The 23576-nt window shown below is 37.2% G+C and carries 18 protein-coding genes and 3 pseudogenes; 15 read left to right on the forward strand and 6 right to left on the reverse strand.

Going from position 1 to position 23576, the window contains the following annotated elements:
* The 5 genes and pseudogenes from DS031_RS23980 to DS031_RS21900 form a co-directional block, all read left to right on the forward strand.
* A pseudogene (locus DS031_RS23980) lies at nucleotides 1-340 on the forward strand (hypothetical protein); the annotation flags it as partial.
* Nucleotides 341-574: 234 nt separating this feature from the next.
* A pseudogene (locus DS031_RS21885) lies at nucleotides 575-1150 on the forward strand (MFS transporter); the annotation flags it as partial.
* Nucleotides 1151-1174: 24 nt separating this feature from the next.
* Nucleotides 1175-1450 carry an SDR family NAD(P)-dependent oxidoreductase gene (locus DS031_RS21890; protein ID WP_245947611.1) on the forward strand — a complete coding sequence of 92 codons (276 nt, stop codon included), beginning with the start codon at nucleotides 1175-1177 and terminating at the stop codon, nucleotides 1448-1450.
* On the forward strand, nucleotides 1447-3213 hold the full coding sequence (locus DS031_RS21895; protein ID WP_342767272.1) for a Rieske (2Fe-2S) protein: 1767 nt from the start codon (nucleotides 1447-1449) through the stop codon (nucleotides 3211-3213). The genes DS031_RS21890 and DS031_RS21895 overlap by 4 nt, the downstream gene beginning before the upstream one ends.
* A 659-nt stretch (nucleotides 3214-3872) precedes the next feature.
* A complete protein-coding gene (locus DS031_RS21900) occupies nucleotides 3873-4496 on the forward strand; it encodes a class I SAM-dependent methyltransferase (RefSeq protein WP_113808303.1) in 624 nt (207 codons plus the stop codon).
* Nucleotides 4497-4715: 219 nt separating this feature from the next.
* Here DS031_RS21900 and DS031_RS21905 read toward each other — a convergent pair.
* Nucleotides 4716-5945: pseudogene (locus DS031_RS21905) on the reverse strand (MFS transporter).
* Nucleotides 5946-6152: 207 nt separating this feature from the next.
* Here DS031_RS21905 and DS031_RS21910 point away from each other — a divergent pair.
* The 4 genes from DS031_RS21910 (at nucleotide 6153) to cspD (ending at nucleotide 11542) form a co-directional block, all read left to right on the forward strand.
* Nucleotides 6153-7895, forward strand: coding sequence for an ABC transporter ATP-binding protein (locus tag DS031_RS21910; protein ID WP_113808304.1), 1743 nt, complete (start codon nucleotides 6153-6155; stop codon nucleotides 7893-7895).
* A complete protein-coding gene (locus DS031_RS21915) occupies nucleotides 7876-9702 on the forward strand; it encodes an ABC transporter ATP-binding protein (protein WP_113808305.1) in 1827 nt (608 codons plus the stop codon). The genes DS031_RS21910 and DS031_RS21915 overlap by 20 nt, the downstream gene beginning before the upstream one ends.
* Before the next feature lie 201 nt (nucleotides 9703-9903).
* On the forward strand, nucleotides 9904-11088 hold the full coding sequence (gene purT / locus DS031_RS21920; RefSeq protein ID WP_113808306.1) for a formate-dependent phosphoribosylglycinamide formyltransferase: 1185 nt from the start codon (nucleotides 9904-9906) through the stop codon (nucleotides 11086-11088).
* A gap of 253 nt (nucleotides 11089-11341) precedes the next feature.
* Nucleotides 11342-11542: a cold-shock protein CspD gene (gene cspD / locus DS031_RS21925; RefSeq protein ID WP_113808307.1), complete on the forward strand. Its 201-nt coding sequence runs from the start codon at nucleotides 11342-11344 to the stop codon at nucleotides 11540-11542.
* A 79-nt stretch (nucleotides 11543-11621) separates the two neighbouring features.
* On the opposite strand, the gene DS031_RS21930 is transcribed toward cspD, so the two are convergent.
* Genes DS031_RS21930 through DS031_RS21940 form a run of 3 tightly spaced genes read right to left on the reverse strand, consistent with a single transcriptional unit; the run spans nucleotide 11622 to nucleotide 15187 of the window.
* The gene (locus DS031_RS21930) at nucleotides 11622-13559 is read right to left on the reverse strand and encodes a TRAP transporter permease (RefSeq protein WP_113808335.1); all 1938 of its coding nucleotides are present in this window, start codon (nucleotides 13557-13559) and stop codon (nucleotides 11622-11624) included.
* A gap of 49 nt (nucleotides 13560-13608) precedes the next feature.
* Nucleotides 13609-14211: a DUF1850 domain-containing protein gene (locus DS031_RS21935; RefSeq protein WP_113808308.1), complete on the reverse strand. Its 603-nt coding sequence runs from the start codon at nucleotides 14209-14211 to the stop codon at nucleotides 13609-13611.
* Nucleotides 14189-15187 carry a TAXI family TRAP transporter solute-binding subunit gene (locus tag DS031_RS21940; RefSeq protein WP_113808309.1) on the reverse strand — a complete coding sequence of 333 codons (999 nt, stop codon included), beginning with the start codon at nucleotides 15185-15187 and terminating at the stop codon, nucleotides 14189-14191. The genes DS031_RS21935 and DS031_RS21940 overlap by 23 nt, the downstream gene beginning before the upstream one ends.
* A gap of 189 nt (nucleotides 15188-15376) precedes the next feature.
* Here DS031_RS21940 and DS031_RS21945 point away from each other — a divergent pair, with 189 nt between their 5' ends.
* Nucleotides 15377-16276, forward strand: coding sequence for a hypothetical protein (locus DS031_RS21945; RefSeq protein WP_113808310.1), 900 nt, complete (start codon nucleotides 15377-15379; stop codon nucleotides 16274-16276).
* Between the two features lie 89 nt (nucleotides 16277-16365).
* Here the strand turns inward: DS031_RS21945 and DS031_RS21950 are convergent, their stop codons facing one another.
* Complete coding sequence (locus DS031_RS21950; RefSeq protein WP_113808311.1) at nucleotides 16366-17625, reverse strand: ATP-binding protein; 1260 nt, start codon at nucleotides 17623-17625, stop codon at nucleotides 16366-16368.
* Between the two features lie 186 nt (nucleotides 17626-17811).
* Here DS031_RS21950 and mbcS point away from each other — a divergent pair, with 186 nt between their 5' ends.
* The gene (gene mbcS / locus DS031_RS21955; RefSeq protein ID WP_113808312.1) at nucleotides 17812-19386 is read left to right on the forward strand and encodes an acyl-CoA synthetase MbcS; all 1575 of its coding nucleotides are present in this window, start codon (nucleotides 17812-17814) and stop codon (nucleotides 19384-19386) included.
* Nucleotides 19387-19432: 46 nt separating this feature from the next.
* Here the strand turns inward: mbcS and DS031_RS21960 are convergent, their stop codons facing one another.
* Nucleotides 19433-19690, reverse strand: coding sequence for a hypothetical protein (locus tag DS031_RS21960; protein ID WP_113808313.1), 258 nt, complete (start codon nucleotides 19688-19690; stop codon nucleotides 19433-19435).
* Between the two features lie 206 nt (nucleotides 19691-19896).
* Between DS031_RS21960 and DS031_RS21965 the strand changes: the two genes are divergently transcribed.
* The 4 genes from DS031_RS21965 to DS031_RS21980 all read left to right on the forward strand — a co-directional run bounded on the left by DS031_RS21965 (nucleotide 19897) and on the right by DS031_RS21980 (nucleotide 23489).
* A complete protein-coding gene (locus tag DS031_RS21965; RefSeq protein ID WP_113808314.1) occupies nucleotides 19897-20793 on the forward strand; it encodes a GGDEF domain-containing protein in 897 nt (298 codons plus the stop codon).
* A gap of 88 nt (nucleotides 20794-20881) precedes the next feature.
* The gene (locus DS031_RS21970) at nucleotides 20882-21553 is read left to right on the forward strand and encodes a peptidylprolyl isomerase (protein WP_113808315.1); all 672 of its coding nucleotides are present in this window, start codon (nucleotides 20882-20884) and stop codon (nucleotides 21551-21553) included.
* A 195-nt stretch (nucleotides 21554-21748) separates the two neighbouring features.
* Nucleotides 21749-22696: a sugar ABC transporter substrate-binding protein gene (locus DS031_RS21975; protein ID WP_181833288.1), complete on the forward strand. Its 948-nt coding sequence runs from the start codon at nucleotides 21749-21751 to the stop codon at nucleotides 22694-22696.
* A gap of 22 nt (nucleotides 22697-22718) precedes the next feature.
* Nucleotides 22719-23489, forward strand: coding sequence for an inositol monophosphatase family protein (locus tag DS031_RS21980; RefSeq protein ID WP_181833289.1), 771 nt, complete (start codon nucleotides 22719-22721; stop codon nucleotides 23487-23489).
* Nucleotides 23490-23576 lie beyond the last annotated feature (87 nt).

Consider the following 23576-nt stretch of genomic DNA (forward strand, 5'->3'; position numbering starts at 1 on the left):
TGTACTACATGGTATTGGATTTCATGCGCTGCAAACATTAATCTTGCCAGCTTGGTTTTTAGAGAAAACTCCGGTACAAAACCGCTTCAAAAAAAGACTGCTCCATTCAGGCAGTATCGCTTGGATGTTTATGATTTTACTTATAGGGATTCAAACTGGACTAAGTAGACCTGTATTTGAGCTAACGATATTACCTATCCTGGGTAGCTGTTTATTATTCGTTTGGCTTGGAACCGTAATCATTACATTGGTGCTTTTTATCAAACAAAGAAGAGCCGACTCCTTACCAATAGATCAACCATCCTTTATAAAAAAAAGAGATAAAAATATATATCACTGAATTTCATAAAAAAAAACGGTTGTTCATATCCCTGATTTCGTTCCGCTATTTGTGACAAAAGTAGTGTTATTAGGATGTTCACGGACATCTGTTCCTCTATTCATCAATAAGGAAGCCGATTTTCAGTAAATAACGCACTTAATGTCCGCGAAAATATTAAACAAATATAATCAGCATTACTTTTTCTATTTCGCTAAAGGGTGATTTTGTTCAATAATGCTTTGCAATGAACTATGGGTTTCTATCGTAGCTGTAATTTTATTAAATGCATCTGTATTCGGGGTATATAGTTATATTGCTGAATACCTGGAAACTGTTACCCAAGTGTCTCCGAATACCATCAGTTTAACGTTATTCGTTTTCGGTGGAGCTAATATTATTGAAAACATCGCTGCAGGGAGGGTACTCACTAATAGTCCTATTAAGTCCATCTTAACTTTTCCTTTGTTATTGAGTGTAGTTTACACCCTTTTATTCTTCACTGGAGAGTTTGCGGTGCCTATGGTAATGATCACTTTCCTTTGGGGAATATTGGCTGGAGGAATAATGGCAAATATTAATCAATATTTGATTGCGTCTTCAGCTCCCGAAGCGCCTGATTTCGCCAATGGATTATTTATATCAGCCTGTAACGTAGGAACAACAGTGGGTGCAGCTGTAGGTGGGTTATTTATATCACAACTGGGTACACAATACGTCGTATTGGTCGGAATCGTATCATTGATCCTAAGTTTGGTAACTATTTTACTTAGAAACTATATGTATAGTCCTACAAAACAACTTTCTAAATCTGCTCTAGCCCAAGATTAGCAGCCATAAAATGGAGGTTTTAAAATGTCAAAGGATCAAAAAGTTGCACTTGTCACCGGTGGGAATCGAGGAATTGGATATGAATTGGTCAAACAATTGGCTTTGAAAGGTTTTAAGGTCATTTTGGCAAGTCGCAATCCAGAGAGGGGTCATGAAGCAGCGCAAAAACTTAAGGATTCAAACCTTGACGTTTCCTTTGTGGTGATGGATGTAGACGATCAAGAAAGCATCAACCATGCAGTCACTATAGTTAATAAGGAGTATCGAATATTTTCCTTCAAGGAGGTTATAGTCAAGTGAGTGAAAAAGTATATATTTGCTCGGAAAAACAGTTGAAGGATGAGAGGGTTAAGGTGGTAAAAGGGGGAAAGCACGGAATTGCCGTTATTTATCATGAAAAGAGCATATACGCGGTAGATAACCGTTGTCCCCATCTTGGATTTCCATTACATATGGGGAGCAGTTGTGATGGAATTCTTACGTGCCATTGGCATCACGCCCGTTTTGATCTAAAAAGTGGGGGAACATTAGATCCATGGGCAGACGATGTACCTATATATCCCGTCGAAGTAAAGGATGGGGAAGTGTGGATCATTCCTGAACCCATAGACAAGCAAACGGTAGTCAAACTGAAAAAGAGACTGAAGGATGGTCTAGAGCAAAACATTCGTCTTGTTATCGCAAAAGCTGTGGTGAGCTTAGTAGAAGCAGATCCCAATGATATTGCAAATATAGGTGTAGAATTTGGTACAAAGCATCGTTGGAATGGCTGGGGATCTGGTCTTACGATCTTAACCGCAATGAGCAATATCCTGCCGTATCTCGATAAAAAAGGAAAAATCCTTGCCTTATACCAAGGGTTAGTTCATGTGGCAAGAGAAAGTGCAGGGAAGGGAACAAGATTTTTACTAGATCCCTTACCATTAAATAAGGAAAATGAACAACCGGAGATTTCCCAACTAGCAAAATGGTATAGAAATAACATTGAAGTTCGTGATGTCCAAGGAGCAGAGAGGGTCCTACTAACTGCCATAAAGCTAGGGGTAACGACAGAACAGCTATCTGACATGACGATGACGGCAATTACAGATCATTTTTATATGAATATTGGTCACACATTAGATTTTCATAATAAAGCATTTGAAATGCTGTCGAAGCTACAAGACGAGAACCGGGAATATATCCTCACATCTCTATTACCAGAGTTAAGTAATGCCATTCGTAGTGAGGAATCCCACAGCTGGCAGGCACCTCTTAATTTAGTGGAACCTTTACATAAAGCCTTCAGCACACTGGAGAAAATAGAAATTAAGGAAGGATATGAAAAAAATTCATCAGGCTTAGTTGATGAAGATCAGGTATTAGAGCAATTATTAAGTGATGATCCTGTTAGAACGGTAGAAATGTTAATGGAAGCATTACAACAGGGGAGATCCCCTGTTCGGCTTGCACAATTAGTAACGTTAGCAGCGGCGGAAAGGGTAGCCCGTTTCCATGTTCAAAACGAATTTAGAGATTGGGATACGGTACTCCATACCTTTACTCACGGTCATGCCGTTCACCAAGCTTTAAGGAGATCAACAACACCTGAACTCATTCGGGCTGTTTTTCACGGTGCCATGAGTATTTATTTAGATCGTTTTCTTAATATTCCCTCGGCTCGAATGCCAGTAGTGGATAAATCCTCACAGCAACGGAAGGATCCGAAGGAATTTCTAGATCTATTAGATAAGCAGCAACAAACGGATGAGGCCGCGAAATGGGTAGTGAATTACTTAGCCAATAGGGGAGATTTGAATGAATTATTTAACGTCCTCGGTCATGCCCTACTTAGGGAAAATGCAGAATTCCATACCTTCCAAATGTATGAAGGGGCAATAATGGAGCATCGTATATGGCAAGACGAGGATTCCGAGATTGCAAAGCGGGCACAGGAAACGATAATCATTGCAGTAAGTCGTTATTTAGCGGCTCACGCACCGCGACCTCAAGGGAAACGTCCCATACAGCTAAAATTGCCATCAGACTTCATCGTGGTGAAAAATTGTTTGAATAATAACTGACTTAGGAATACAAGATTGTGAATGTATTTACTTAAACAAATAGGGGCGTTTGTTCAATATCTAAAATTATTCAATAAGCCGAAAATATACGAGTTTTTATTCATTTCTTGCATATTTTCGGCTTTTTTACATTCAAAAAACATACTGCCATTTATAGATATTGATTAATTATCAAATACAACAGATTATATAGCTATTCTTTTTTTTGAGTCAGTAAGTTTCTCCAAATACCTATAAATAGTTGTTCTTGAGACATTCCACATCGTAGCTTCTAACTCTTTTCTTTTTAACTCCACTAACTTTATCAACAAATATTTTTTTACCTCTTACACCTTGTACCATAACTTAAATAAGAGATGGATAATGACCATAGATGTTGTGATGGGTTATTGAATACGAAAACTATTAGTTTTTTAATCTTTTCAAATAAAAAAGGAGTGTTCAGAAAGTAGTGATTTTCTGGACATATCACTAACATATATAGTTTTACACAGAGCATATGAAAAGATGGGGGAGCTTATTTGCTATTCAATAAAGGTCTATATTCTAGAATAAAGCGATTGCTTAAAACACGGAATTTTGAAATAATTGTTATTAAGTTTAAGGAAGGATTGTTTAATAATGATGTCCATTTATTTGATTATTAGGGGGAGAGGAAATTGAATAATGCATGGAATAAAGTGATATATAAAATTTGGTCTCCAATTTACGATAAATTTTTTAATTCAGGTCCTTTTCTTAACGCCCGTAGACAAATATTTCAAGAAATACACTTCGATAGTCGACAAAAAATACTATTTGTCGGCGTGGGAACAGGGGCTGATTTAGAATTAATAAATTACAATGAATTAGATATTACGGCAATTGATTTTTCACCTGATATGCTTGGGAATGCAAGAGCAAAATTCAAAACTTCCACTATTAATTTTTTAGAAATGGATGCTCAAGATATGAGTTTTGACAATAATCAGTTCGACTTGGTTATTGGCAGTCTAATTCTTTCCGTAGTACCTAATGCAGATAAATGTTTTCAGGAAATGGCAAGGGTACTAAAACATGATGGGGAAATCATTTTATTCGACAAGTTTATTTCCAAAGAAAATAAACTATCGTTATCGAAAAAACTTATCAGACCTCTGATTAAAGTTTTAGGGACTGACATTGGATTGAACTTTGAAGAATTGTATAAAAAACATCATAAAGAATTAAATGTGAAAGAAGACAGACCAGTGATGTTTAATGGCATGTACAGAAAAATAATAGTAAACAAATATAGTGAGTAATCTTATTCTGTTAAAGGGGTTGTTCTAGAGTTAAACAAAATGGTTAGTTTGTTTAACTCGTCTTCACACACAAAAAACAGCCAAGCCCTTTCCAAAAAAAAGGATTGGCTGTTTATTTTTAAAACAAAAGATTTCGACTTTTACATATTCTAATGATAAGTGATTACATAGCGATAGTACTTGTTTTGTTAAGTTTAAAAGAATAACTACTTTAAATTATTATATATTTTCTTTCTCCCACTTTTTCATTGTTTGATCAGAAGGAAGAAAAATTGTCAGCATCCCAAGCAGCGGTAAGAAGCTGATGAAAATCATTGTAAACTTAATGCTGAACAAATCGGCGAGACTGCCGAGTACCACAGAGCCGACTGCCCCCATCCCAAAAGCGAGCCCAACAATTAAACCTGACACCATTCCGATCCGACCAGGTAATAGTTCTTGCGCATAAACAACGGTTACCGAAAAGCTTGATAAAATAATAAATCCAAGTAAAAGGAAAATCGGATATACAAATGATAGACTTACATACGGAAGGGTAAGTGCAAGTGGTGCTGAGCCAATCATCGAAAAGAAAATCATGTTTCGTTTACCGAATCGATCAGCAAGCGGACCACCGAAAAATGTACCAACAACACCGGCAGCTAAAAAGGCGAAAATATAAAATTGCGCTTCGCGAATTGATAACCCGTAATCTCGAATTAAGTAGAATTGATAGTAGTTTCCGATCCCGGCAGCATACCATGAGCGCGCAAAAACAAGGAAAATTAACAGACAAATCGCAAATGTGATTTGTTTTTTTTGTTTTGGATTCACTTCCCGTTTTTCTGTTGTCTTTTTTACTCTCGGAAAATGAACGAGCTGTTTGCTGTACCAGTTTGATACAAATAAAAGAACGAATATAGCCATAGCGGCAACAATCGTAAACCAAATTGCTCCAAGTTGTCCGAGAGGAACGAAGATAAGGGCCGTCATAATTGGGGCGAGAGATTGTCCAGAATTTCCGCCAACTTGGTAGATTGATTGCGCAAGCCCGCGTCGGTTACCGGCAGCCATGTAAGCAACACGTGAACCTTCCGGATGAAACACAGCTGAACCGAGTCCGATGAACATGACTGATAGTAAAACAAAATAAAAATGATCGGCAAAAGCAAGCCCGCACATCCCTAGTAAACTTAAAAACATTCCAAATGGAAGCAGGTAAGGGGAAGTCGTTTTATCTGTGTACTATCCAACGATCGGCTGCATAATTGAGGAAGTAACGTTTAAGGTAAAGGCAATCCAACCGAGCTGTGTAAAGCTTAAGTTCATTGATTTTTCAAGAATTGGGAAAATGGCTGGAATTACAGATTGCATCGAGTCGTTGAGAAGGTGAACAAAACTAATTGCAAACAATACTTTGTAAATCGTAGGCTGCGAAAGCACTGATGATTTCGCGCGTGCTAAAGCCATAATAGCCCCTTCTTTCTCCGTTAATATGTAATACATTTTAATAAACAAAGAATACCATGAGAAATAAAGGTTTGACTATAAAGATGCGTAGATTAATATAATGAAAAAATTCCTTTTATGAAAGAGCATGTAGGCGGGATATGTGCCTAGATATAAAAAGACAGATATAATGGGGATAATACATATACATCGTCTGGAGGGGGTTTGATGAGAAAGATCTTTCCGTTTCTTAAACCGTACCGAATTACTGTGATAGCTGCTTTAGTATTAATGCTGACAGAGCTTGTTGTCGAACTAATTAATCCACTTTTAATCGCAAAAATTATTGATGACGGTATTATGAAAAATGATATCAACGTTATTTTAACTTGGGGCGTTGTGATGATTGGATTGTCTCTGCTTGCTTTTCTATCTGGAATCATTAATTCTTTTTACTCGAGTCATGTTAGTCAAAGCTTTGGTTATGATGTAAGGCAAGCGCTTTTTCAAAAGGTTCAATCATTTTCATTTGCTAATTTTAATATTTTCCCAACATCTTCATTAATTACACGGTTAACAAACGATATTACGCAGATTCAAAATGCTGTTTTTATGGGGCTGCGCATTATGCTTCGTGCGCCGTTATTAGTTATTGGCGGTACAGTGATGGCGTTATTTGTAAACTGGAAGATCGCACTGTCTATTGTAGCGGCGATTCCTATTTTACTGCTGCTTCTTATAGCGGCAATGAAAAAAGGTGGAAAACTGTTTCGAGCTGTACAGGAAAAGTTAGATACAGTAAACAGTGTGATGCAGGAAAATTTAGCAGGAATGCGGCTTATAAAAGCATTTTTAAGAATGCAGCATGAAGTGAAGCGGTTTACGAAAGCAAACCGTGATTTGCGAGATCGGACCATTGCCGGTTTAAGATTAATGGAGATGGTCATGCCGCTTCTCCTACTTGTGATGAATGCGAGTTTAGTTGCGATTCTATGGTTTGGCAGTATGGAAGTACGAGAGGGAAGTGTACAGGTAGGGGAAGTCGTTGCGATTATTAATTACACACTTCGAATTACAGCAGCGTTTTCCATTCTTTCATTTATTATGATGGTTTATACGAGAGCAAGTACGTCTGCGGGTCGAATTACGGAAGTACTCGAAGCTGAAGTTGATCTTATTGAATTATCGAATGTTAATGCCTCTAAAAAAATTACTGATGGGAAAATTGTGTTTAATAATGTGTCGTTTCACTATCCACATACAACTTCTCCTGTGCTGCGCGATTTATCGTTTACCGTTCATAGTGGAGAAACAGCAGCCGTATTAGGTGCAACTGGATCTGGAAAGACTTCTTTATTTCAGCTTATTCCGCGTTTATATGATGTCGATGAAGGAATGGTGGAAATTGATAACAGCGATATAAAAGAAATGAAGCTTGATTATTTGCGAAAACAAATTGGGTTTGTTCCTCAAGAAGCCCTTCTGTTTACGGGAAGTGTGAAAGAAAATATTGCCTGGGGAAAGGAAACTGCTTCAATGGAAGAAATAATAGAATCCGCAAAAGCAGCCCAAATTCATGAAACAATTATGAAACTTCCAAAGCAGTATGAAACAAAGATCGGACAAAAAGGAGTCAATCTTTCTGGCGGACAAAAACAGAGACTTTCCATTGCTAGAGCACTTGTCCGAAAACCGAAGCTGCTTTTGTTAGATGACAGTACGAGTGCATTAGATTTAAAAACAGAAGCACGGCTGCTCGAATCTCTGCAAAATTATCAGTGCACAACATTGATTATTACCCAAAAAATTAGTACGGCAATGGAAGCAGATACGATTTTACTTCTTGAAGATGGTAAGCTTCTCGTGCAGGGAAGTCATGAAGAGCTTCTTAATAGTTCTGCTTTGTATCAGCAAATTTATGATTCACAGTTTGGAAAGGGGCGGGAAAATCATGTTCAAGGAGCTAACTAAACCTTTCCAATATAAACGTATTTCAGTAAAAGAAAACCTTAAAATAGAGAGTAAGAAAGGAAAAGCTAAAAACCAGCTTCAAACATTAAAGAAAATATGGACATATCTCTCAGAGAAAAAGGGGATGCTGACGCTCGTTTTTATGATGGTTGTAATCAGCTCAGGACTTGCACTTCTTGGACCCTTTTTAATTGGTAAAGCGATTGATGAGTATATTGTTACGAAAGACAGCAGCGGCTTTCTTACATTGCTAATAAGCTTAGGAGCTGTGTATGTTTTCTACTCGGTATCGCTTATTTTACAGAGATTTTGGATGATTTCCATTGCACAAACGACTGTTTACAACATGCGTACAGACTTAATTCAAAAATTACATAAGCTGCCGATAGCATTTTTTGATAAACGACAGCACGGCGAATTAATGAGCAGAGTAACAAATGATATTGAAAATGTCAGCGCTACACTAAACAGCTCAATGATTCAAATTTTTTCAAGCGTGTTAACACTTGTTGGGACCATTTCAATGATGATTTGGCTTAGTCCGCTTTTAACGGTGGTTACATTAGTTGTTCTTCCATTGATGATTTTTGGAATGAAGTGGATTACAAAACGGACTGGAAAACTGTTTAAGGAACAGCAGCACCATCTCGGCGAGTTAAACAGTTTTATTGAAGAAACCATTTCAGGTCAGCGAATCGTTAAGACGTTTTCACAAGAGCAAAAAGTTATTTCTGAGTTTATGGTAAAAAGTGAAAACCTAAAAGGAGCCGCGTTTTGGGCCCAAACCATTTCAGGATTTATTCCAAAGCTGATGAACGTATTAAATTATTTAAGTTTCGCCCTTATTGCGCTTATCGGCGGGATATTCGCTTTAAAAGGCTACATTACAATTGGGGTGATTGTGGTTTTCATTGAATATTCACGACAGTTTACATGGCCTTTAAATGATCTTGCTAACCAGTTTAACACGCTGTTGTCCGCTATTGCTGGAGCGGAACGAGTATTTGAAGTGATGGAGGAGGAAGAAGAAAAGCAGAATGAAAAAGAGATAGTAGAGTTTGAAGAGCTAAAAGGAAATGTTTTCTTTTCAAATGTATCCTTTTCTTATGAAAAAGAAGGAAATACGGTTTCTAATCTAAGCTTTCGCGCTGATTGTGGAGAGACAGTGGCACTTGTTGGCCCAACTGGTGCTGGAAAAACGACCGTGATTAATTTGCTGTCTCGTTTTTATGATCCAGACAGCGGTATGATTTCGATTGATGGTTATAATATTACAAACATTAAGCGGGAAAGTTTAAGAAAACATATGGGCTTTGTTCTCCAAGATCCGTTTTTATTTCAAGGAACGATTAAGGAAAATATTCGTTACGGGAAACTTGATGCATCAGATAAAGAAGTAGAAGCAGCAGCAAAGCTTGCTAATGCGCATTCATTTATAATGAAACTTCCAGAAGGATATAATACGCTTTTAAAACAAAATGGAAGCGGCATTAGTCAAGGACAAAAGCAGCTTCTTTCGATTGCGAGGGTGATTCTAGCTAATCCATCACTATTAATTTTAGATGAAGCAACGAGTAGTATTGATACCGTTACCGAAGTTCAAATTCAAGAAGCGCTTCAGCGGTTAATGAATGGAAGAACGAGCTTTGTTATCGCCCACCGATTAAATACGATTCAACGAGCAGACCGTATTCTTGTGTTAGATGAAGGTCATATTATTGAACAAGGTTCACACAAAGAGTTATTAAACCAACAGGGATTTTATGCAGCGTTGTACCATAGTCAGCTAACAAAAACTTCATCATAAACATAACAGAAATTCTTATATGGTAAGGCTCTCTTTTTTTAGCATCATGTTTTTGTAAAAAAGAAAGGATATTGTTATAAAAAACGAATCATAACAAAAATTATTGTTTATATTGTTCGTTTTTTAGCGTTTTTTGAATCTTGAAAAACTCAATATTGTAAGTTATTATGATGCAATAGATGATAATAAGGGGGATTATAGATGTACGGGTACGGAGCACCATATGGGGAAAATGCAAAAAAGATTATGCTGTTAGGATCAGGTGAATTAGGAAAGGAAGTTGTTCTTGAAGCACAGCGCTTAGGAGTCGAGACAATTGCTGTTGATAGTTATGAAAACGCGCCAGCAACGCAGGTTGCCCACCGTTATCATGTAATTGATATGTTAGACGGAAATGCGCTTCGCCATGTCATTGAAGCAGAAAAGCCTGATTTAATTGTTCCAGAAGTAGAAGCGATTGCGACAGAAACATTAATTGAACTTGAACAAGAAGGGTTTCACGTTGTACCGACTGCTAATGCGACAAATTTAACGATGGATCGTGAAGGCATTCGCCGCTTAGCGAGTGAAGAGCTTGACCTGCCAACTGCAAAATATGCGTTTGCGAATACGTTAGAAGAATTAAAAGCTGCTGTTGAAGAAATCGGGACACCTTGTGTTATTAAGCCAATCATGAGTTCATCTGGAAAAGGACAAAGTATTTGCCGCTCAATAGATGATATTGAAAGCTCATGGAATGAAGCGGTTGAAGGTGGACGTGGAAAAAAAGCGCGCGTTATTGTTGAAGAATTTATTAAGTTTGATTCCGAAATTACCCTTTTAACCGTTCGTTCTGTTTCTGGTACTTCCTATTGTGCTCCAATTGGACATGTGCAGGAGGATGGGGATTACATTGAATCATGGCAGCCGCACTTTATGACAGAGAAGCAAATAGAGGAAGCGGAAAGTATCGCGAAAAAAGTAACCGATGCTCTTGGGGGATACGGCCTGTTTGGTGTAGAATTATTTTTAACGTCTAATGGTGTTTATTTTAGTGAAGTATCACCAAGGCCTCATGATACGGGGATGGTTACACTTGCAACACAAGATCTGTCTGAATTTGCGCTTCATGTGCGCGCGATTTTAGGCTTCCCAATTCCATCGATTCGTCTTCATACACCTGGTGCAAGCCGTACGATCAAAGCATGGAAAGAAACAGAACAGTATCAGATTAGTGGAGTAGAAGAGAGTTTAGCAATCCCTCATACGCAAGTAAGAGTGTTCGGAAAACCAAAAACAAAAGTTGGCCGCCGCATGGCTGTTGTGCTTCACAGCGCAGAAACAGTAGAGGAAGCACGAGAAAATGCAAAAGAGGCGGCTTCTAAAATTAAGATTATCCACGATTAATTTTTTAGAAAAAAGCTTATAATTTTCAAAAAAAACCCTAATTGTTTTGCTTTTTTGTGTAGAACATGATATAGTAACTTTAAACCATTTTACTTTTTAATACTATAGAGATTTAAGTAAGCTGTAACTTCAAGGGGATAGCAAGGTTAAATCTCCTTAGAGGTTACAGCTTTTTTAATGAACTGTAGTTAAAAAGATAAAATGGTGGAAAAAATGAACATGTACGACAGGTACAATTTAGGAGGATTTATCAATGCAAAACGGTAAAGTAAAATGGTTTAACGCTGAAAAAGGTTTTGGATTTATCGAAGTTGAAGGTGGAGATGACGTATTCGTACACTTCTCAGCTATTCAATCTGAAGGTTTCAAAACTTTAGAAGAAGGTCAAGAAGTTGAATTCGAAATCGTTGAAGGCAACCGCGGACCTCAAGCTGCTAACGTAACTAAAAAATAATGAAACTCACTGAGAAGGGAATTTTCCCTTCTCTTTTTTTATAGTCTTTTTAGCATTCTTTTTGTTTTTGCTTCATGATTTAAAGTGTTTGACCGGAAGTTTGCCGCTGCAGCTGATTTTTATTCTCTTTTTTAATCGTATATTGAAGAACAAGCAATGCGATAAAAAGTCCTAAACCAATCATATCTGAGGCACCTTCTGGATAAATAAGCAGCAGACCTGCTCCAAAAGCTAAAATACGTTCAAACCAGTACATATTCCTTATCCAATGTCCAATCATTCCCGCTCCAATCGCAATCATTCCGGCGAGTGATGTAAAGATTACCCATAATGTTTGAGACCATGTTGTATCAATCATCATAAGCTCGGGAGAAAGGACAAATATATACGGGATAATAAAGGCGGCAATGGCAAGTCTTGCTGAATTCACTCCGGTTCGTAAGGGATCCCCTCCTGAGACGCCTGCTGCTGCAAATGCGGCAAGAGCAACCGGCGGGGTAATATCAGCCACAATTCCGAAGTAAAATACAAACATATGAGCAGATAGCTCAGGAACATTTAATAGGATTAGAGCTGGCGCCGCAATTGTAGAAGTAATGACATAGTTTGCAGTGGTTGGTGACCCCATTCCAAGAATTAAAGAAGCGATCATTGTAAAAAACAATGTTAGCAGAAGAATTCCGCTTGAAAGATCGACAAGACCGTTCGCAAGTTTTAAACCAAGACCTGTTACTGTTACAACTCCGACAATGATTCCAGCAGCTGCTGTGGCAGCAGCAACGCTAAGAGCGGTGCGAGCACCATTTATAAGTGCTTCCACAATGTCTTTAGGACTCATCCGTGTTTCTTTATGAATGGCACTTATAAGAACTGAAGCTAAAATGGCGAGCAGGGCGGATCTTGTCACACTATAGCCTGACATTAATAGGAAAATCACTAACAGAAGCGGGGTTAAAAGGTAAATTTTCTTTAGGACTTCTTTACGGTTAGGCATTTCGTCTTTGGAAAGACCTCTTAAGCCAATTTTTTTTGCTTGAAAGTGTGTCATAATCCAAATGCCTGTAAAATAAAGTAGGGCCGGAATAGCAGCAGCCTTTGCTATATCCCAGTAGGAAATACCGCCAATAAATTCAACCATTATAAAGGCTGCTGCTCCCATAATCGGCGGCATAATCTGACCGCCGGTGGAAGCGGCTGCTTCGACGGCCCCTGCAAATTCTTTGCGATAACCGAGCTTTTTCATCATTGGGATTGTAAATGAACCAGATGTTACAACGTTAGCGACAGAGCTCCCGGAAATAGTTCCCTGCAGAGCGCTTGAGAAGATTGCAACCTTAGCTGGTCCTCCTACACTTCTTCCGGCAATTGTAATTGCTAGATCATTGAAGTATTGGCCAATCCCTGTTTTAACAAGAAATGATCCAAATAAAAGAAAGAGGAAAATAAATTCTGCGGATACTTTAAGAGGTGTTCCAAGAATACCTTCTGTGGTAAAGAACATGGAACGAATAATGCGATCAATTCCAATTCCTCTATGCTGCAAAAAGCCCGGCATATAAGCACCGAAATGGGCATAAAGCAAAAAGACAGCTGCGATAATTGTAATCGGCAGTCCGACGACACGCCTTGTTGCTTCAAGAACGAGGATAATTGCAATTGCTCCGACTGTAAGATCAATTATTGTAAGACGGCCAACCCTCATTACCAGATCATCAATAAATAGAGGCCAGTAAGAACCAACAATGATGCTGAGTGCTGCAAGTAAACCGTCAAGCCAAGTAATTTGAAATCGTTGTTTAATAGAGTTGATTCTTGCCTTTTTGGAGGCAGGAAACAAAAGGAAAATAAGAGCTAGTGCAAAGCCAAGGTGGATTGAACGCTGTAATTGGGCTGTTAGGACACCAAAGATCGCTGTATAGAGCTGAAATAACGAAAAGCTTAGAAGGCCGAGTGCTGAAATCCAGCCAAGTGTACCGTTTAACTTTCGATACCCGGCTTCTGGATCAAATTTTGCCATCAGCTTTTCTAGTTCTTCTTCGGTTAACTGTTCGTTTTTGATCTCTTTTTCATTCAAGGATTTCAACTCCTTTCATCATTTGCCATAACGTTACGTTCTTTACTTTAAGCCGTGTCCATGTCCCTGGTCCTGCAAATTCTTTAAAAGGTATTGCCTGTTTTTTATAAATAATAGTATGGTTGGCAATTACTCGCCCTACTCGTACATCAATGTAAGGAAAAGAAAGGTTCATATTAGAAATGTAGTATTTTCCATTTTTATGGATAAAGCGTTCTTCTCCACTAGCGTTAGAAGGCATGCCGATTGCAAAATTTTCATATTCCAATTCAGATTGGATAATATGGTCAGATGAGTTAATATGATAAGTTTCTATGACGGGGGTTAAATGAACAGAGTGTGTGTACATTATTTTAAACTGGTCGTTATGTTCAAGGCGTAAAAAGGCCAGAAGTTGTGCTGTGTCCTCATATTCGACTGCTAGTACTTTACAAAATGGGATGAGTGAAGACAAGGAAACAAAAAACAACATCATGATAAGTGGGATCATGATTCGTTGTATGGTCATTTCTTTAGGAAATATTGATATACGCCAAGGTATTTTCTCGGCGTATATCGGATCAGTTTTTTGGTTATTGGGAAATTCCTTTTTCATCAAAATACCTCTTCGCCCCTGGATGCAGATCAATTCCAACGCCGTCAAGCGCTTTTTCTGCACTAATTTGTTCGCCTTTGGCGTGTTGAATGCTAGCGATGTTGTCAAACAGCGCTTTTGTAATGTTGTATACCATGTCTTCACTTAAGTCTTGACGAGCAACAAGCATTGCCAGAACGGCAACTGTTTCAACCTCTTTGTCAAGCTGATATGTTCCTTGAGGAATCACATTCTTTGCATAATAAGGATATTTTTCTGCAAGCTCGTCTGCTTTATCGGCTGTAATTGGAATGATTTTCACTTCTTTTAGAGCAGATAGGCTTTCAACAGCCCCTGTTGGAGCACCGGCAGTAATAAAGGCTGCATCAATATTGCCATCCTGAATTCCTTCAGTTGATTCATCAAAGGCTAAATGCTGTGCCTTAATATCATCTTTAATAGAAATACCGTGAATTTCTAAAATTTGCTGGGCATTTGCGAATGTACCGCTGCCCGGAGCACCAACAGATACTGTTTTTCCTTTTAAATCTTCAACAGAGTTAATGCCGCTATCTTTTAATGTAACGATTTGAATTGTTTCTGGATATAATGCTCCGATTGCTTGAATATTGTTAATGGCATGACCTTCAAACATTAGTGTACCTTCAGAAGCGTAATTGGCAATGTCTGTTTGGGTAAAGGCAAGATCCGCATCCCCATCGGCAAGTGTTTGCATATTTTCTACTGATGCACCAGATGATTGAGCTGTAATGTTTAAATCTGTTTCATTGGAGACAATTTTAGCGATTTCCCCTCCAAGCGGGTAATATGTACCGCCCGTGCCGCCGGTTAGAAGGCTTAAATCTTTATTTTCTTCTGTGACTTCACCTTCATTTTCATTTTCTGTGCCGCCGCTTTGTGTTCTACCACATGCGGCAAGAATCATAGATAGTACAAGCATTAATACAACAGTAATAAGGAAACGTTTGTTTTTCATACAGATCCCCCTTTGTAAAAATATTGTAATCTATCGTTTTTATGGTACCACATAATAAAATTAAATAGTAGTTTTATGTTTTGAATAATTTAAATATTCTGTTTTTATAGGTATGTTTGATGTTTCGATTAAAAATTTAAAATAAGAATATTTTGTAACGCAACACCAAACTAGGCTGCTGTACATAAAATGAATGTACATTCGAGAGATGCTCTTAAAAGGAGGACATCATTTATTACAGGAGCTTCAGCTATTCTATTAGCGTATTTAACGATGCGAAAAGGAATTAGAAAAGCGAATGACCCGCTTATTGAAGAAGATTTAAAACAAATTCCAGGATATTCAGATCAGCATGGCGAGGGAGAAGCAAAAGAAGATTCTAAACCACTGTGGGGCAAACTGTTTGCTGTATTGGTGCCGCTTTCAATGCTTGCTGTCATGGTTTATATGATTTCAACGAAGGTAAGCGGAGGAAGAATGGGTGGATTTGAAGGTGGAGACGGCGCCGCATTTATCGGCGGTGTTGCTGTATTACTTCTCTCATTTTCCACACTCACATCTGGAAAAAGTAAAGCACTGGACCGAATTAGCGACCATATAACCAACGGCTTTGTATTCGCCTTTAAAGCAATGGGACCTGTTATTCCGATCGCAGGATTTTTCTTTCTTGGAAGTGCTGATTTTTCTGGAAGTATTTTATCGCTTGGTGACAAAACGAGTCCAGCGTTTTTATTTGATCTTGTTCAAGCGTCGCAAACCATTCTTCCACAAAATATGGTATTATCCGCGTTTGGTATTTTAATTATTGGGATGATTACGGGATTAGATGGATCAGGATTTTCCGGACTTCCGTTAACAGGGGCTTTATCAGGGGCGCTTGCTTCTAACAATATCGATCCGTCAACACTTGCGGCAATCGGGCAGATGGGATCAATTTGGACCGGCGGTGGAACGTTAATCGCATGGTCTTCGCTTGTAGCAGTTGCTGGTTTTTGCGGTGTGCCCGTGATGGAACTCGTGCGTAAAAACTTTTTCCCGGTTATAATTGGGTTAATATTATCGACTATTGCGGCACTGTTTCTTTGGTAGAAGGGAATCTTTAGAATGACAATATAAAGAGGCGTGAAGGAACGAAGCATCCTTTACGCCTCTTTACGAAGTCCTAAGTTAAATTAAAATCAATAAGCAGGTAATAAAATTGAAAATTTTGTGCCAACATCTTTTTCGCTTGTTACTTTTATTTTCCCTTGGCAGGAATGAATGATTTGATAGCTTACCATCAATCCGATTCCTGTTCCTTTTTCTTTTAACGAATAAAAAGGGGTTCCGAGTCGGTTGAGCTGCTCTTTTGTCATTCCGATTCCTTGATCTTCAATTTCAATTACTATGTGTTTATGATCTTGATAACAGGAAATCGTTACAACACCGCCATTTGGCATTGCTTCAATCGCATTTTTAATCATATTAATGAGACATTGATTAAGCTTTTGCGGATTTACGATTACCGAACAATTCTCAGAGAAGTTTGTTTGAAATTGCACATTGTTGTTTGAGGCGTATCCCTGCAAAATATTTAGAACACGGGTTAGCTGACTTCCGATTTCTACTATTTGCGTTTTACCATCTCCAGGCTTTGCCAGCGATAAAAACTCATTAATAATTTCATTTGCGCTATCTAACTCATCAAGAGATATTTGGATGTAATTCTTTTTTTCTTGGGACAAATCCGGTGTATTTAAAACTTGCAAAAATCCTCGTGTTACCTGCATTGGATTTCTAATTTCATGGGCAAACACACTCGTTAAATCACGAAGCATATTCATTTTTTCCGCATGCTGCAGTTCGAGCCTCATTTTTGCGTTTTCGCGAATCTCTTCAAGTAAAGAAACGGTGAGCCAGCTGGCTGTTAAAATAACAGTTATATGAATAAGAAGCTGACTATTGAACGAGTTTATTAAAAATGTAAGGTTACCTAAAATAGCTAAAGCAATTGAGGAACAAATAAAAGGATAAAGAGACAATAAAATAAAACCTGAAGTTCGCTTTTTTCGATTTGCTTTTTTATAGAATTTACTTACAAGTAGTACGATTGGAATATACAATACTAATACGATTAAATAATGATGAAGACCGGAAAATCCACCTAAAAAAATGCGGTAAAGAAGTGAGATTGCTGTAAGCAGCCACCCTGCCGTAGGCCCCCCGTATAAAAAGCCCTGTGTAATCGGGATAAGTCTAAGATCAAACCGATATTCAGTTGTTAAAAAATTAGGAAAAGACATAGAAGACAAAAGCGTTGTTACTAAAAAGGCAAATTCATAAATCTTTACTTTTTTCTTATGTTGAAAAACTAGCTTCTCACCAAATAATGTTTGATAAATAAAAATGGGTAAAATCACAATTAAAATTTGCAGCAGCAGATAATTGATATCATTCATTCTATTCACTTCGCTCACATATAAAAATAAACTTATTGATTGATATTCCTATTATAACTAAGACACAGGAAAAATAGTATGAGAGATTTCATTTGAAAGCATGCAAAATCTTATGAATTCTAGAAACATACGTTTATAATAGTAGACATTGAAAATTTATAACTAGCGTAAAAGTGAGGGAGAAGTATGGTAGATTTAAATACATTTCGTGCACCAGAAAATTATAATATTGCAGATGAGATTGATAAGCATTTTTCTAATAAGCTTGCATTAAAGTGGGAAAATGAAGATGGGTTATATAATGAAATAACTTATGCCGAATTAATAAAAGAAGCGAATAAACTTGCAAATGGTTTAACAAAGTTAGGAATGAAAAAAGGGGATAAAGTACTCATTATGACGCCTCGGCTTATTGAGTCTTATGTGATTTATTTAGCGTGTTTAAAAGCCGGGATTGTGATTATTCCAGCTTCAGAGCTGCTTCGCGCGAAAGATATTGCGTATCGCCTGCAGCATGCGGAAGCCGCAGCTGTTATTTCTTATTACGAGTTTTGTGAAGAGTTTCATCATATAAAAGAAGAACTTCCGCATTTACGGTATAAAATTGCTTTCGGAGGCGAAGTAAGCGAATGGCTTCAGATGGAAAAGATTGCCGAATTGGAAGCAGAAGAATTTCATACCGTTGAAACGAGTAAAGAGGATATTGCGTTTCTTCCTTATACGTCAGGGACAACAGGACAGCCGAAAGGAGTTGTCCATAGTCATGGGTGGGGATATGCACATTTACGAATTGCATCAGAGCAATGGTTAAATATTGGTAAAAGTGATACGGTATGGGCAACAGCAGCACCTGGTTGGCAAAAATGGGTATGGAGTCCTTTTCTTTCAATTCTTGGTACAGGTGCGACAGGTTTTGTATACAGCGGCAAATTCCAGCCTCATAAGTATTTAACAATGCTAGAGAAGCATCAAATGAATGTTCTTTGCTGCACACCGACGGAATATCGAATGATGGCAAAGATGGATGGTTTACATAAATTTGCTCTCTCAAATTTACATAGCGCTGTTTCAGCTGGTGAAGCGTTAAATGGAGAAGTGATTGATGTATTTAAGCAGTATTTCAATGTGCAAATTCGTGATGGCTATGGACAAACAGAAAGCACGTTATTAATTGGCACATTAAAAGGAATGGAAAGTAAAGTCGGTTCAATGGGGAAACCAATTTTAGAAGATTTCATTGAAATAGTTGACGATGAAGGAAAGCCTGTTTCAGTTGGTGAGGTTGGTAATATTGCCATACATAAAGATCTTCCGGCGCTGTTTAACCGATATTATAAAGATAAAGATCGGACAGTTAAATCATTTCAAGGGGATTATTTCTTAACAGGTGATCGTGCTTCAAAAGATGAAGATAACTATTTTTGGTTTCAAGGTAGAAGTGATGATGTAATTATTAGTTCAGGATATACAATAGGTCCTTTTGAAGTAGAAGATGCGTTAATGAAGCATGCGGCCGTAAAAGAATGTGCGGTTGTCGCAAGTCCTGATGCTGTAAGAGGAAATGTTGTAAAAGCAGTCATTATTTTAAAAGACGGTACTGAAGGAAGCGAAGCGTTAGTCAAAGAGCTTCAGCAATTTGTAAAGAAATTAACAGCTCCCTATAAATATCCAAGAATTATAGAGTTTGTAGACTCCCTGCCAAAAACAGACTCTGGGAAAATTCGCCGCGTAGAATTGCGAAATGAAGCTGCAGTAAAGTAAGAAAGAAGAGGTTGATTCAAGCGAGTCAACCTCTTACTTATGTTTGTTAATTATATTGCACAATGCCTCTGCTGTGCTGCTTTGCCACAGAAACCTCAAAATAATACTGCTCATCTTCATAAATTCGATCAATAATAATAAGCACATCTTCAAATGCTTTTGAATGATTGACTGTGTTATTTTTAACCATAAATTCAATCATATTTTGGATTTCTACATTTATTCTTTGATCTAATTCTTCTTCCGACACTCGCTTGCTTCGGTTACATTCTTCAAAACCAATTGGATACTTAGGTATTTCCATCGTTTAATTCCTCCATTACTCAAATACGTGTATGTTTCAATCTAAATTAATTTAATCATAAACGTTATAAAACGATAGAAGCAAGTATTTATTCTGTAATAATATTATTTATTGTATACCTAATGTATTTTGCTATAATTAATAAAGATTTTGTAAAAATAGAAAACATTAAAAAACGCACGCTATAGAAATGTAAAGGTGATAAAATGAAGTGGAAAAACAGCCTTATAATTGTTCTTTTTCTATTTTTTACGTTTGTGTTAACTATTTTAGCTATATATAAAGCTGGGATGGACGTTACTTATCAACATCTTTTCCCGATTTATATAGAAGGGATTACTTTTTTTGGGGTTTTATTTTGTTTACTATTAACAATTAACTTTAAAAGTGAACGAACCTTAATTGCCGGATGGGTTTTTCTCTTAATCGGTTCATTTATAGATGTTCTTGATGAAGGAGAAGTTCTAGCCATTCCTCACATGGTTGAACTGGTTTTTGAAAATGGAATGTTTGCGGTTGGCATGGTTTTAATAAGTGTTGGTTTTTTAGTTATCATTGCGAGAGGAGAAAAAATGCATGAAAAATTAGAATACCTCGCTTTATATGATACGTTAACAGACCTTCCAAACCGCAAAAAAATCTATCACTATTTAAGGGAATCATTAGAACATGCAAAATATAATGGTGAATATTTAGCTCTCATGTTTATAGATTTAGATGGTTTTAAGGAAGTAAATGATAGATGGGGCCATTTTTATGGAGATTCGCTGTTAAAGGAAGTAGCTAAAAGTCTAAAAAATAGTATAGATGAACGTGATATTGTGGGGAGGTTCGCGGGGGATGAATTTATTGTTATATTAAGAGATAGTGATCAACATAAAGCTTCATTAACAGCACAACGTATTATTGAAAATATTTCGTCAATTGAGATTAATACTAAAGACATATTAGTAACCCCCAGTATTGGAATAAGTTTATATCCTAATAATGGAAATAATGAAGATTTAATTAATAAAGCGGATAAAGCGATGTATTTTACTAAAAGAAGCGGTAAAAACAACTATACATTTTACTCGGAGGAATTAGAATGGAAAGAAAAGTAAAGTAAAGTTCCTAAATATTTATTTCTATAGGAAGGTCTTTTTTAAAGATAGGATATAATAGATAAAAAATAAAAGGAGTCTACTTAAGATGAAAAAAACAATTTTATCTAATAAGGTGACATCTTATCTCTTTTCTGTTTTTGTTATTGTAAGCTTTGTAGTGATTGCGGGATGTGGGCAAAGTAATAATCAAGAGGCAGAAGTGACAGAGATAAATCATGCCGAGAGAATAGAAGTAGATAATAATCCGATTGCTACCATTGTTATGGAGAATGACAAAGAAATCAAAATCGAACTTTATCCAAATATCGCTCCGAATACAGTGCTTAACTTTATATCGTTAGCAAATCAAGGCTTTTATGATGGACTGATTTTTCATCGCGTTATTCCAGGCTTTATGATTCAAGGCGGTGACCCTGATGGAGCGGGGATGGGTGGACCTGGTTATTCAATTAAAGGGGAATTTGAGGCAAATGGGTTTGAAAATGAATTAAATCATGAAGAAGGCGTTATTTCAATGGCTCGCTCAAATTCTCCAGATTCTGCAGGGTCGCAATTTTTTATTATGGTTGAAAATGCCCCCCATCTAGATGGACAATATGCCGCCTTTGGAAAAGTAATTGAAGGAATCGAGACGGTTAAAGCAATTGTAAATGTAGAGAGAAATGACCAAGACAAGCCGCTTGAAGATCAAATCATGAAAACTGTAACCGTTGAAACATTTGGTGAAGAATACCAGGAGCCAGAGGTACAAAAATAGGGCTTTGTTGCAGCTGATAGTATTGCTATTTAAATGTAATCTTTTATAATGGACGAGTAAGGTTTTTAGTTGGAAAGGTTAGATAGGAGAGAGGTTGATTTAAAAACATAGGTTAAAACTAATAAGTCAACCTCAATATATGTAATAAAAATGCTGCAGGTAAAAGTGATATAGAAACGCGAGGGGAATAGAATGTTGAAAAAGCGGTTATTACTTCTTGTGATGATCTTTACTTTTTCTGCTATTTTAATAGGTTTTGTATTAAAAGTATCAGGAAATGAAAAACCTAAAGTAGTCGTTGTTTTAAAAGATCTAGATACTCAATATTGGGAAATTGTAAAAGGTGGAGCGGAAAAAGGGTTTCGAGATTTTAATATAGATGGGAAAATTGTCGCCCCTTCTTATCAATCTGAAGAAGAGACTCAAGAAGAGTTACTGCCAAAAATATTAAAAGAAAATCCAGACCTATTAATTATTTCTCCAATAGGTTCTACGGTTATTCCTATGTTAAAAGAGTTTGTTAAAAAGGATATTCCAGTACTGCTTTTAGATACGAATGATCCTTGGGAAGGTAAAACAGCTTATATTGGCACAGACAACCTTAACTTAGGAAGAAAAGCAGGTGCATTATTAGCTTCAGAGCTGCAGCCAGGAGATGAAGTGGCTATTATTGCCGGTGATATAAGCGTTTCTCCTATAAAAGAGCGAGTCGCTGGAGCGAAAGCGAGTTTAGAAGGGGCAGGAATTAAAATTGCAACAGAGAAATTAAAGCTGCCAAATGAACCTTTACCTGTTAAAAAAGAAATGAGAGAAATATTGCAAACTAATCCTAATGTTAAAGGTGTATTTGCTACAACTGATATAATGGCAGTAAGTGCTTTAGAAGCCATAAAGGAGCAAGGGTATCACATGCCGGTTATAGGAGCAGATGGAATTATAGAGATGATTGAATTAATTAAAGAGGGGACTTTAACAGGGACAGTTGCGCAAAATCCTTATGATATGGGATATATAGGTGTTGAAACGGCATTGAAAGTTTTAAATGGAAAAAAGGTTGAGAAAAATATCGATAGCGGTGTTGATATTATTACTGAAGATAATGCCGCACAGAAGCTAGAATTCTTAGAAAAATTATTAAGATAAAGTGATGGGAGAAGGATACAATATGTATAAACAGTATTTATCATTTGCTGTTGAGCTTGCGGAGAACGCAGGAAAAATGATGCTTCCGCATGCTGGACAAGCGGGGAATCAAACATTAAAAGCGTCCAGAGATTTTGTAACAGAAATGGATTTAAAAGTAGAAGATTTTATCATTAGCTCCATTAAAGAAGCTTATCCTGATCACCACATTTTTAGTGAAGAAATCGGCAGCATTGAGGGAACAGGGGACTTTGAATGGGTCATTGATCCAATCGATGGGACAGTCAATTATAGTGTCGGCTTACCACTTTATGGTGTGTCTATTGCCCTTACCCATCATAAAGAACCTATTGCTGCTGCGATTTGTTTGCCCGCTTTAGGAGAAACTTTTTGGGCTGCAAAAGGTGAAGGAACTTTTTTAAATGGTACTCCAATCAAAGTAAGAAACGTTGATCTTTCGCAATTATTTGTTTCATTTGGTGATTTTGCGAAAGATGGAAATAAAGAAAGCAATCGGGAGCGTTTAAGTATTTTAGAAACAATTGTGAATGACGTCTATCGAATTCGTATGATTGGCACAGCTGCTGTTACGTTAGCCTATATAGCGGCCGGAAGATTAGATGCTGCGATTTATCTTAATCCTAACTGGTATGACATTGCGGCTGGACAGCTGTTAATTACGGAAGCTGGAGGAATTAAGCAGTCAGCTGGGAAATACACCCTTTTTACTAACAAACAGGCGGGTGATGAACTTAGTAATCTACTGCTGGCAAAAGAAGATGCACACTTTTAACTGAAAATGGTTGTTGTCGAAAATGAAAATTTGTATATAATTAGATTACAATAGCTTTTAGTTAATTAAAATGCTGGTGATAAATGA

This window comes from Bacillus taeanensis (assembly GCF_003318295.1).
GTDB classification, from domain to species: domain Bacteria; phylum Bacillota; class Bacilli; order Bacillales; family UBA6769; genus Maribacillus; species Maribacillus taeanensis.

What these genes read in the sequence shown, in the direction of transcription:
- DS031_RS21890 (WP_245947611.1), top strand. Translation starts at nt 1,175, where the DNA reads ATGTCAAAGGATCAAAAAGTTGCACTTGTCACCGGTGGGAATCGAGGA.
- DS031_RS21910 (WP_113808304.1), top strand. Translation starts at nt 6,153, where the DNA reads ATGAGAAAGATCTTTCCGTTTCTTAAACCGTACCGAATTACTGTGATA.
- DS031_RS21915 (WP_113808305.1), top strand. Translation starts at nt 7,876, where the DNA reads ATGTTCAAGGAGCTAACTAAACCTTTCCAATATAAACGTATTTCAGTA.
- purT (WP_113808306.1), top strand. Translation starts at nt 9,904, where the DNA reads ATGTACGGGTACGGAGCACCATATGGGGAAAATGCAAAAAAGATTATG.
- cspD (WP_113808307.1), top strand. Translation starts at nt 11,342, where the DNA reads ATGCAAAACGGTAAAGTAAAATGGTTTAACGCTGAAAAAGGTTTTGGA.
- DS031_RS21930 (WP_113808335.1), bottom strand. Translation starts at nt 13,559, where the DNA reads ATGGCAAAATTTGATCCAGAAGCCGGGTATCGAAAGTTAAACGGTACA.
- DS031_RS21935 (WP_113808308.1), bottom strand. Translation starts at nt 14,211, where the DNA reads ATGAAAAAGGAATTTCCCAATAACCAAAAAACTGATCCGATATACGCC.
- DS031_RS21940 (WP_113808309.1), bottom strand. Translation starts at nt 15,187, where the DNA reads ATGAAAAACAAACGTTTCCTTATTACTGTTGTATTAATGCTTGTACTA.
- DS031_RS21945 (WP_113808310.1), top strand. Translation starts at nt 15,377, where the DNA reads ATGAATGTACATTCGAGAGATGCTCTTAAAAGGAGGACATCATTTATT.
- DS031_RS21950 (WP_113808311.1), bottom strand. Translation starts at nt 17,625, where the DNA reads ATGAATGATATCAATTATCTGCTGCTGCAAATTTTAATTGTGATTTTA.
- mbcS (WP_113808312.1), top strand. Translation starts at nt 17,812, where the DNA reads ATGGTAGATTTAAATACATTTCGTGCACCAGAAAATTATAATATTGCA.
- DS031_RS21960 (WP_113808313.1), bottom strand. Translation starts at nt 19,690, where the DNA reads ATGGAAATACCTAAGTATCCAATTGGTTTTGAAGAATGTAACCGAAGC.
- DS031_RS21965 (WP_113808314.1), top strand. Translation starts at nt 19,897, where the DNA reads ATGAAGTGGAAAAACAGCCTTATAATTGTTCTTTTTCTATTTTTTACG.
- DS031_RS21970 (WP_113808315.1), top strand. Translation starts at nt 20,882, where the DNA reads ATGAAAAAAACAATTTTATCTAATAAGGTGACATCTTATCTCTTTTCT.
- DS031_RS21980 (WP_181833289.1), top strand. Translation starts at nt 22,719, where the DNA reads ATGTATAAACAGTATTTATCATTTGCTGTTGAGCTTGCGGAGAACGCA.